General features: G+C 67.0%; 11 protein-coding genes. 3 read left to right on the top strand and 8 right to left on the bottom strand.

Annotation, left to right across the window (positions count from 1 at the left end):
* The 3 genes from AB7U46_RS16840 to AB7U46_RS16830 all read left to right on the top strand — a co-directional run.
* A partial coding sequence (locus AB7U46_RS16840; RefSeq protein ID WP_428338147.1) for a HAMP domain-containing sensor histidine kinase occupies positions 1 to 1395 on the top strand: 1395 nt, incomplete at its 5' end.
* Positions 1395 to 1787 (top strand): response regulator, encoded by a 393-nt coding sequence (locus AB7U46_RS16835; protein WP_428338146.1) that lies wholly within the window; start codon positions 1395 to 1397, stop codon positions 1785 to 1787. The genes AB7U46_RS16840 and AB7U46_RS16835, both read left to right, overlap by 1 nt.
* Positions 1777 to 3138 carry a response regulator gene (locus AB7U46_RS16830; RefSeq protein ID WP_428338145.1) on the top strand — a complete coding sequence of 454 codons (1362 nt, stop codon included), beginning with the start codon at positions 1777 to 1779 and terminating at the stop codon, positions 3136 to 3138. Before AB7U46_RS16835 ends, AB7U46_RS16830 begins: the two co-directional genes overlap by 11 nt.
* A gap of 32 nt (positions 3139 to 3170) precedes the next feature.
* Here the strand turns inward: AB7U46_RS16830 and AB7U46_RS16825 are convergent, their stop codons facing one another.
* The 8 genes from AB7U46_RS16825 to AB7U46_RS16790 form a co-directional block, all read right to left on the bottom strand.
* Positions 3171 to 4382: a 3-hydroxybenzoate 6-monooxygenase gene (locus tag AB7U46_RS16825; protein WP_428338144.1), complete on the bottom strand. Its 1212-nt coding sequence runs from the start codon at positions 4380 to 4382 to the stop codon at positions 3171 to 3173.
* A gap of 69 nt (positions 4383 to 4451) precedes the next feature.
* Positions 4452 to 5714, bottom strand: coding sequence for a TRAP transporter large permease (locus tag AB7U46_RS16820; RefSeq protein ID WP_428338143.1), 1263 nt, complete (start codon positions 5712 to 5714; stop codon positions 4452 to 4454).
* Positions 5711 to 6205, bottom strand: a complete 495-nt coding sequence (locus AB7U46_RS16815) for a TRAP transporter small permease (RefSeq protein ID WP_428338142.1) — start codon at positions 6203 to 6205, stop codon at positions 5711 to 5713. The genes AB7U46_RS16820 and AB7U46_RS16815 overlap by 4 nt, the downstream gene beginning before the upstream one ends.
* The gene (locus AB7U46_RS16810; protein ID WP_428338141.1) at positions 6202 to 7188 is read right to left on the bottom strand and encodes a TRAP transporter substrate-binding protein; all 987 of its coding nucleotides are present in this window, start codon (positions 7186 to 7188) and stop codon (positions 6202 to 6204) included. Before AB7U46_RS16810 ends, AB7U46_RS16815 begins: the two co-directional genes overlap by 4 nt.
* A gap of 49 nt (positions 7189 to 7237) precedes the next feature.
* The gene (gene maiA / locus AB7U46_RS16805) at positions 7238 to 7885 is read right to left on the bottom strand and encodes a maleylacetoacetate isomerase (RefSeq protein WP_428338140.1); all 648 of its coding nucleotides are present in this window, start codon (positions 7883 to 7885) and stop codon (positions 7238 to 7240) included.
* Positions 7882 to 8577: a fumarylacetoacetate hydrolase family protein gene (locus AB7U46_RS16800; protein ID WP_428338139.1), complete on the bottom strand. Its 696-nt coding sequence runs from the start codon at positions 8575 to 8577 to the stop codon at positions 7882 to 7884. The genes maiA and AB7U46_RS16800 overlap by 4 nt, the downstream gene beginning before the upstream one ends.
* A 33-nt stretch (positions 8578 to 8610) precedes the next feature.
* A complete protein-coding gene (locus tag AB7U46_RS16795) occupies positions 8611 to 9174 on the bottom strand; it encodes a maleylpyruvate isomerase N-terminal domain-containing protein (protein WP_428338138.1) in 564 nt (187 codons plus the stop codon).
* The coding region (locus AB7U46_RS16790) for a cupin domain-containing protein (RefSeq protein ID WP_428338137.1) at positions 9171 to 9881 on the bottom strand (711 nt) is incomplete at its 5' end. The genes AB7U46_RS16795 and AB7U46_RS16790, both read right to left, overlap by 4 nt.

Below are 9881 nucleotides of genomic sequence, written 5' to 3'. Positions count from 1 at the left end.
GCTTTGCCGACCCGCGTCGGGGCCTTCCGGATCGCCCTGCTGAGCTACAGCCCCCGCGCGGTCGAGCTGACGCCGCTCACCGCGCTGCGCGTGCGCACGGTGTTGCTTGGCGTGCTGCTGGTGGGCAGCTCGGTGCTGCTCGCCTTCCTGATCTCGCAAAGTTTCACCGCACCGCTGCAAAAGATGACGGCGGAGCTGCGCGAGGCCTCGCGCACCGGCGTGCTGCTCTACAACCTCCCGACCGCGCGTCACGACGAGATCGGCGATCTTGCGCGCTCCTTCGAAGCGCTGACGCTGCGGATCGCCACCTCGGAGGCGCGGGCGCAGGCGGTGATCAAGACCGTTGTCGACGGGATCATCACCATCGACGAGAGCGGCACGATCCGCGATTTCAACCCGGCCTGCGAGCGGCTCTTCGGCTATAGCCGCGACGAGGTGGTCGCGCGCAACATCGGCATGCTGATGCCCTCCTCCGACGCGGCGCGGCACGACGCCTATCTCACCCGGTTCCAGCAGAGCAAGGGCGACAGCAAGGTCGTCGGCAAGGGGCGCGACCTGATCGGGCTGCGCAAGGACGGCTCGACCTTCTTCATGGAACTCTCGGTCAGCCGCACCAACATCGGCCGCAGCCGCTATTTCACCGGCATCCTGCGCGACGTCACCGCGCGCAAGGAAATGGAGATCATGAAGAACGAGTTCGTCTCCACGGTGAACCACGAGCTGCGCACCCCGCTGACCACGATCCGCGGCGCGCTCGGCCTGCTGAAGGCGACCTCGGCGCATCTGCTCGACGCGAAATCGAAGCGCCTGCTCGAACTGTCCTACGACGGCTGCGGCCGGCTCGCCCATCTCGTCAACGACATCCTCGACATGGAGAAGATCGAGGCCGGCAAGATGGATTACCGGCTCGAGCGGCTCGAGATCTCCGAACTGGTGCAGGAAATCGTCGACCGCCACACGAGCTATGCGCATCTTCACAACGTGCGCTTCGTGGTGCATCCGGCGCCGGTTCCGCTTTATGCGATCGTCGATCCCAGCCGCTTCAACCAGGCGGTGGTGAACCTGTTGTCGAATGCGGCGAAGTTCTCGCCGCCGGGCTCCGAGGTCACCTTCACCGTGAACGCCGAGGATGGCGATCGGGTGACGCTGCGCGTCACCGACCGTGGCCCCGGAATCCCGCGCGAATTCCGGGACAAGATCTTCGGCAAATTCGCGCAGGCAGACAGTTCGAACACGCGCTCTCAGGGAGGATCCGGGCTCGGGCTGAATATCGCGAAGTCGATCATCGTGGCCTTCGGGGGCGATATCACCTTCACGACCCAGCTCGGCAGGGGGACCACGTTCTGCATTTCGCTGCCTCTCGCCGAGGAAACCACGCTGAAGAGGAGCGCGTGATGAAGGAACCACTGCAGACGATCCTCTATGTCGAGGATGATGCGGATATCGCGGAGGTCACGATCATGACCTTGCAGGAGTTGGGAGGCTTCTGCGTCGTCCACTGCAATTCCGGGCGCATGGCACTCGACCATTTTGCGCGCATCGCGCCGCAACTGGTCCTGATGGACGTGATGATGCCGGAAATGGACGGCCCCGAAACGCTGCGCCGGCTGCGCGCGCATCCGGGCGGAGAGACGGTGCCGGTGATCTTCATGACGGCGCGGGCGCAGATCCACGAGCAATCGGCCTATCGGGCGATGGGGGCGCTGGGGGTGATCGTGAAACCCTTCGACCCGATCATGCTCAGCACGCAGATCACCGACATCTGGGAGCAGCGTGATGCAGCATGATGTGCAATTCCTCGCCAAGCTCGCCGCCGTTCGCGCCCGTTTCCTGAAGAACCTTTCCGAATTTCTGCCGCGCTACGAAGAGCTGCAGGAGATCTTCCGCGCGATCGAGCGTCCTTTGCACCTCGTCGACAGCGCGGGCCCTGCCCAACCCGAAACGCCCCTGCCGATCGACCTGATCCCGCCGCTGCGCGATCATGCCCACAAGATCGCGGGATCGGCGCAGACCTTCGGCTTTCCGTCGCTCTCCGAACTCGCGCGCGATCTCGAACTGGCTCTCGAGCTAAGCCAGGCTCCGCTTGCCGACGAAAAGCTGCACGCCTGTCTCGAACGCTTCCTCTCCGCGGCGCGCGCGCTGATCGTGGAGGCGCAGCGTTCCGGGCAGGTGCCGCCGCTCGACGTCCCGAGTTTCAGCCCCGTCACCCCGATGACACCGGCTCCCTCCGTTCCCCTTTCGCCCGCGACGCAGCAGCGGATCGCCGCCCCTCTCGCCGCCCCTCCCGCGGAACCGGAGCCGGTGGAGAGCTCGCCCGACGAGGCAGAAGATGCGGGCGTGCCGTCGCCGGCACCGCCGCGGATCGCGGCACAGCCGGTGCATGTCCTCGTGGTGGACGACGACGATCTCGTGCGGGACTACCTGCGCTCGGGCCTCGCGACATTGGGCTGGCGGATGAGCGAGGCGACGAGCGGGCTCGACGCCGTGCTCACGCTTTTTGCCTGTTCGGGCGCCCCGCCCGAAGACCGGCCCGATCTGATCCTGATGGATGTGAACATGCCCGAGATGGACGGGTTCTCGGCGCTCGAACGGATCCGCCAGTCCCCGATCTGGAGCGAGATCCCGATCGTTCTGCTGACGCGGCGCGACGACGACGTCTGCCAGATCCGCGGCTTCATGGGCGGTGCCGACGACTACATGACGAAACCCTTCGATCTTGCCAAGATCGCGCAGCGGATCCCGGACCTGATCCACGCCCGGGCGCGGCGCGTGCTCCTTGGCGTCGAGGAGGGCGAACGCCGGCAGATCCTCGCGCAGGAATTGCGCGCCGCGGGACTGATCGTGCGCATCGCGCATTCGACCGAGGACGCCTGGAACGCGATGCAGCAGGAGCCGCCGGCCGCGGCGCTTTTCGATCTCGACCTGCGCGGCGGCGGCGGGCTCTCGCTCATCGCGGGGGCGCGCAACGATCCGAAGATGCGGCGGATGCAGATCGTGATCGCGGTGCCCGACGATTATGCCGAGCTGCGCATCGCCGCGATCGAGGCGGGGGCGGCCGATTGCCTGCCCTATTCCTGCGCGCCGCCCTATGCCGCCTCGCGGATGCGGGTGCTGCTCGGCGCGGCGAAACCCGGATAAGGGGCGGCGGCACCCGCCGCCCCTGCCGGGCCTCAGCCGTGGTGGGTTTCCGAGGAGACCGCCCCCTCGAGCCCGGTCGAGCCATAGAGCCAGTCGACGATGTCGTACCAGTTCTCGGGCGTCTTCGCGCTCATCACCGCGTTGCGCAGTTCGGCATGCGCCCCGGCCGGGTGATAGACATGCTGGCCGATCTCGCGCGATTGCAGCTGCACGCGCGCGGTGCGCAGCCGGCGCAGGTTCTGATAGGTCTCGAGCGCGACATCGGCATCGGCGTAGGTCTCGAGGCAGTGCGACAGCGCCACCGCATCCTCCATCGCCATGCAGGCGCCCTGCGCGAAATATTGCAGCATCGGATGGGCCGCATCGCCCAAGAGCGCCACGCGCCCGTCGACCCAGTTGTGCACCGGATCGCGGTCGCACAGCACCCAGCGCTTCCAGTTCTGGCCGCGGTCGATGATCCCGCGCGCGACCGGGGCGACATGTTCGAAGCCCTTCTTCACCTCCTCATGGGTCACGCTGACCCCGGCCTCGGGGCTCGGCGCGTCATTGTGATAGGTCACGACGAGGTTGAAAAGTTTCCACCCTTTCAACGGGTAATGCACAATATGGCACTTCGGCCCGGCCCAGAGCGTCGCCGCGTTCCAGCGCAGATCCTCGGGCATTTCCTCGGTCGGGATCACCGAGCGATAGGTGGTGTGGCCCGAGACGCGCGGCGCGCCGTCGCCCACCACCTGCTTGCGCACGTTCGACCACAGGCCGTCGGCGCCGATCAGCAGCCGCCCGGTGACCGTCTCGCCATTCGTCAGCGTCGCGGTGACGCTGGTGCCATCCTGGACGTAGCGCGCCACCTCGGAATTCGTACGCAGATCGACCAGCGGATGCTCGCTGCAGGCGCGCAGGAAGACGCCGTGCAGATCGCCGCGGTGGATCACCGCATAGGGGTTGCGGAAGCGGGCGCGGAAGGCGTCGTCGAGCGGGATGCGGGTGATCTCGGTGCCCTGGATCGCATCCATCAGCCGCAGGTTGTCGACATAGACGGCCATCGCGCGCGCCTCGTCGCCCACGCCGAGATAGTCGAAGGCGTGAAAGGCGTTCGGGCCAAGCTGGATGCCCGCGCCGATCTCGCCCAGCTCGGGCGCCTTTTCCAGCACCAGCGAACGGATGCCCTTCTGCGCCAGGCCGATCGCGGTCGCGAGCCCGCCGATACCGCCACCGGCGATCAGGATGGGAAGCTCTTGGGTCATGACAAATCTCCTCCGTTGGCCCGGAAGGCATCCGGGCCGGGTCTTCGATGAACGGGAAAGGAGGGCGCCTCAGAAGGGGCGCACCATCCAGGGCAGGAACACCACCAGCAGGATGACGAGCAGCGTCGCCAGCACATAGGGGATGAGCAGTTTCGAAAGCCGCAGGATCGAGACGTTCGACAATGCGGCCGCGATATAAAGGCCGGTGCCGACCGGCGGCGTGAGCAGCCCGAGGATCAGCGTCAGCGCCATCACCACGCCGAACTGGATCGGGTCGATGTGGTAATTCGCGGTCGCGACCGGCAGGAGGATCGGCGTCAGGATGATCAGCGCCGCGATCCCGTCGAGGAACATGCCCACGGCCGAGAGGAAGATCACGATCAGCACCATGAAGACGATCGGATCATCGGTCAGCGAGACGATGAAATCGGCGACATGCTGCGGCACCTGGTTGAAGGTCAGCACCCAGCCGAAGATCTTCGCCGCGAGGATCAGGAACAGCACCACGGCGGAGTTCGTCACGGTGCGGTCGATGATCTTCGGCAGGCTTTTCAGCGGCAGCTCGCGGAACACCACCGCGCCGAAGATCAGCGCGACGACGATCGCGGCGGCGGCGCTTTCGGTCGGCGTGAAAACGCCAAAGGAGATGCCGCCCACGATCACCGCGGGGATCGCCATCGTGGCGAGACCCGGCAGCGTCGCCTTGATCTTCGAGCCGGTGGGCAGGGTCGAACCGCCCTCGACCGGCTTGTGGTTGCGCGCAGCCTGAAAGAGCGCGAGCCCGAGGATAAGCACGAAAAGCAGGATCCCGGGCAGGATGCCCGCGGTGAACATGTCGGCGATCGAGACCTGCGCGATCACGCCGAAGATGATGAACATCATCGAGGGCGGGATGATCGGGCCAAGAAGACCCGCGGCGGCGGTGAGGCCGGCGGCATAGCCGCGATTGTAGCCGTCCTTCTCCATCTCCGGTACGACGACGCGGCTCATCACCGCCATCTGCGCCGTGGCCGAGCCCATGATCGCGGCAAGCGCGAGGTTCGAGATCAGGTTCACGATCACCAGGTTATGCGGCAGCTTGGTGAGCCAGACCCGCACCGCGATGATGATGCGCCGCGTGAGGCCGCTTTCGTTCATGATCTCGCCCAGAAGCACGAAAAGCGGGATCGCCAGCAGGTCGAAATTCTCGACCGAGCCGAAGGCGATCTGCGGGATCGCCGCCAAGAGCGCGAGCTTGCCCGAGACGGCGAGGAAGACGAGCGTCGCGCCGATCAGCACGAAGGCGACGGGCATGCCCGAAAGCATCAGCGCGAGGAAGGCGAGGCCGGTCATTTCAGATGCTCCTTCAGGGTCACGATCGCCTCGCTCAGATGGCCGAGCGTGTGGATCAGCGCGGTGAAGCAAAAGATCGGGAAGATGGTGAAGAAGGGCGCCTTCGCCCAGCCGGTGGTGATGATCTGCTCGAAGGCGACGGCGGGCGAGCGCACCCAGATCACGCCCTGCCGCAAGAGCAGCGCGAGCATCGCGGCGATCAGCGCCCAGACGAGCACCTCGAGCGCGCGCCGCGCGGTGCCGGGCAGCGCCTCGCTGACCAGCGTGACGCCGATCTGCGCCTTGTCGCGGATCGAGATCGACACCGCGACAAGGGTCAGCCAGACGAGCAGGATCGCCGCCAGCTCCTCGGCATAGACGAGCGGACGCCCGGCGACGTAGCGCATCGCCACGTTCACCACGATCAGCCCGACGAAGCCGAGGACAAGGGCCCGGCTGGCCCAGCGTTCCAGCCGGACCAGCCCCCCCGAAAGGGTGGGGAAGAAGTTCACTTCGTCTGCTCCGCGACTTCCTGCTGGAACTGGGCAATCAGCGGATAGGCGGCAAAGCTCGCCTGCACCGCGTCATTCGCCGCGGCGAAGGCTTCCTTGCCGTTGTCGAGCGTCTTCACCGTGATCTGCGCCTCGAGCGTGGCGAGATTGGCCTTTTCCGCCTCGATCTGCTGCGCGGAGCCCCAGGCGAGCGCCTCTTCGGCGACCTGCGTGAAGGCGGTCTGTTCCTCGGGGGTGAGGCTGTCCCAGGTCATCGTCGAGACCATCATCACCGAGGGGAAGGGCATGTGGTTGGTGATCGTCAGCCCCTTCGCCACCTCGTTGTACTTGTTGCCGACGAGCGCATCGAGGTCGATGTCGATGCCGTCGAGCAACCCGGTCTGCAGCGCCTGATAGACCTCGGTGAGATTCACCGGCGTCGGCACCGCGCCGATCGCGCCCCACCAGGTCTTCATCGCCGGGAAGGGCACGATGCGGATCTTCTTGTTCTTCAGCTCCTCGGGCGAGGTGACCGGAGTGTCCTTCATCAGGATGTGGCGCATGCCGGCGAAAGTGTAGCCGATACCATGCAGACCGGCGGCGTCGAGCTCCTTCAGCATCTCGCCCGCGGCTGGGGTGTCGGCGGCCTTGATCGCCCCGGAGACGTCGGCGAAGAGATAGGGCGTGAACCAGCCCTGCATCGAGGGGGCTCGCAGCGAGGTGATCGCCGCGGTCATCAGGCCGGCATCGAGCAGCCCCGTCGACATCTGCTGGAACATCTCCTGTTCCGAACCGAGCTGACCCGCCGGGAAGACGGAGAGCGTGAGCTCGCCCCCGGTCGCCTCGGGCAGTTTCTCGGCCATGCGGTTCGCGACCTTGGTCCAGACGTGGCTCGGCGGCGTGATCACGCCCATGCGCAGTTCGCGCGCCTCGGCCATCCCCATCGCGGTGGTGGCGAAAAGCACCGCGATCAGTGCGGTCTTCATCGGTTTGGCGAATGTCATGGCGTATCCTCCCTGCATGACGTCTCCCTGAAACTCGGTCGGCCCTCCCTCAGGCCTCCCAATCCGGCTGGTTCTTCGGTGCGGCGGCGGCGAAGGCCGGCAGCGCCTCGCAGGCGGCGGCCACCGCGCGGACCCGCGGCATCGCCTCGAGCGAGACCCCGAAGCGGCTGGCCGAAAACACCTGCGGAATCAGGCAGATATCGGCGAGCGTCGGCATTTCCCCGAAGCAATAGGTGGTGGCGGGGCGCTTCGCGAGCAGCGCCTCGCAGGCGGCAAGCCCGTCGGTGATCCAGCGCCCGCACCAGGCGTCGCAGGCCGCCTGATCCGCGCCGAAGGTGCCCTTGAGATAGTCGAGCACGCGCAGGTTCTGCAGCGGATGCACGTCGCAGGCGATCACCTGCGCGAAGGCCCGGACCTCGGCGCGCAGATTGGCGTCCGCGGGCAGAAGCTTCGGCCCCGGCTGCGTCTCGTCGAGCCATTCGATGATCGCGAGCGACTGGGTGAGGGTGAACTCCCCCTCCTCCAGCGTGGGCACCAGCGCCTGCGGATTGAGCGCGCGATATTCGGGCGTCTTCTGCTCACCGCCCCCCCGGCGCAGATGCACCGAGGTGAAATCGTAGCCGATCCCCTTCAGATTGAAGGCGATGCGGCAGCGATAGGCGCTCGAGGAGCGGAAATATCCGTGAAAGCGGATCATTCCGCCGCCCCGATGGTGAGGCTGATCGGCGCGAGCCCGTCGATCCCGCCGGTGATCACGTCGCCCGCGACCACCGCGCCGACACCCGCGGGCGTGCCGGTCATGATCAGATCGCCCGGCGCGAGATGGTAGTAATGCGACAGATGCGAGACGATCTCCTCGACCTTCCAGATCAGATCGTCGAGCTTCGCCTCCTGGCGCAGCTCGCCATTCACCTCGAGGTGGATGCGCTGCGGCCCGATCGCGGCGAAATCGGCGGCCTTGCAGATCGGCGCGAAGACGGCCGACTGCTCGACGTCCTTGCCGAGATCCCAGGGCCGCTGCGTCGCGCGCGCCTTGAGCTGCAGATCCCGCCGGGTCATGTCGAGCCCGCAGGCATAGCCATAGATCGCCTGCGCCGCCGCGGCCTTGTCGGCCTTGAACACCGGCGCGCCGATCGCGATCACCAGCTCCATCTCGTAGTGAAAATTCTCGGTCCCCGGCGGATAGGCCACGGTCGCGCCGGTCGGCGTGGTGGTGAGCGCCGATTTGGTGAAATAGAACGGCGCCTCACGGTCGACGGCGACGCCCATCTCGGCGGCATGGGCGGCATAGTTGCGGCCCACGCAGAAGATGCGGTGCACCGGATAGGCGGCGGTTTCGCCCTGCACGGGAACGGTGGGCCAGGCGGGCGAAGGGAAGAGATTGGTCATGCGTCGTTTCCTTGGTTCGTTCAGGGGGGCGCGTCAGTTCGCGCGCAATTCGGGGGGCAGGTCGCGCATCCGCGCGCCATTGCCGAGATCGAGCGCCGCCTGCCAGAGCAGCCGCGCGCGTTCCATCGCGCCCGCGCTCAGCGGCCGCATCCGGCCCTGCGCATCGGGGCCCTGCGCGGCCCAGCCGGGGCCGGGCAGATCGCGCCAGACCACGTCGAGATGCACCGCGGCATGGTCGAAGAGATGGCGCAGCGCACGCGGCGGCAGCGTCGCACCGAGGTCGAGATCCTCGAGCTCGGCCCAGTCGCCCGCCTGCATCGGCGGCACCGGATCGCCCGCCGTCACGGCCTCCACCTGGCGCGCGAGCGCGCGGGCCTGATAGGCGACGGCACAGATCACATGCGCCCGGCTCTGCCCCGGAAGCTTCGAGGGCCGATACAGATCCGCATCGCTCAACTCGTTGAGCTTGCGCGCGAAATAGGCGGTTCCGGAACGCGCGAGGGCCAGCGCCGCGGCCGGGGCCTCGGGGGCGTCGTAACGCGCCCCCTGCCCTTGCCGCGCGCGCAGCTCGGCGCGCGCCTGATCGAGCGTGCTCATGCCTCGGCTTCGACCAGGGTGCGGTCGAAATGCAGCCGCTCCATGATCGGCGCGTCGGAAAAGCGGAACAGGTCGAACTGGGTCTCGGCCTGCAGCGACCACGGGATCCAGGACGGGATCACGAAGATGTCGCCCTTCTCGACCTGGTGGGTCACGCCGCCCATGACGATCGCGCCGCGCCCCTCGAAGACCTGGAACACGGTCGAGCCGACCTCGCGCCGGATCGGCGTTTCGGTGCCCGCGCGCAGGCGGTGGAACTCGGCCCGGATCGTCGGCATCACGTCGCCGCCGGTCGTCGGGTTGATGTAGCGCACCGCGGCATGGCCCTGTTCGACGGTGGCGGGATGGCCCTCCTCCTCAAGCAGAAGCTGCTGCGTCAGCGCGGCATCGGTATATTCCCAGCGATAGGCGCCGATCGGCGAGGAGACGGTGTTTTGCAGCTGCGAAAGCGGGCGCAGCCCCGGATGGCACCAGAGCCGCTCGCCGCGCGAATAGTTCGGCGTGGCGTAATCGGTGACGCGATCGGAGCCGAACTCGAAGAAGCCGACGTCGTTCTGGAACGAGAACGGGATGTCGAGCCCGTCGATCCAGGCCATCGGCGCGTCGGTCTCGTTGTGGTGGCCGTGGAAATTCCAGCCCGGGGTGAGCAGGAAGTCGCCGCGCGACATCCGCACCGGATCGCCGTGCACCACCGTCCAGACGCCCTC

The organism is Paenirhodobacter sp. (assembly GCF_050177655.1).
In the GTDB taxonomy this organism is placed as follows: Bacteria; Pseudomonadota; Alphaproteobacteria; order Rhodobacterales; family Rhodobacteraceae; genus Rhodobacter.
The sequence above is the reverse complement of the archived record's forward strand: the minus strand, read 5'-3'. Positions and strand labels throughout refer to the sequence as shown.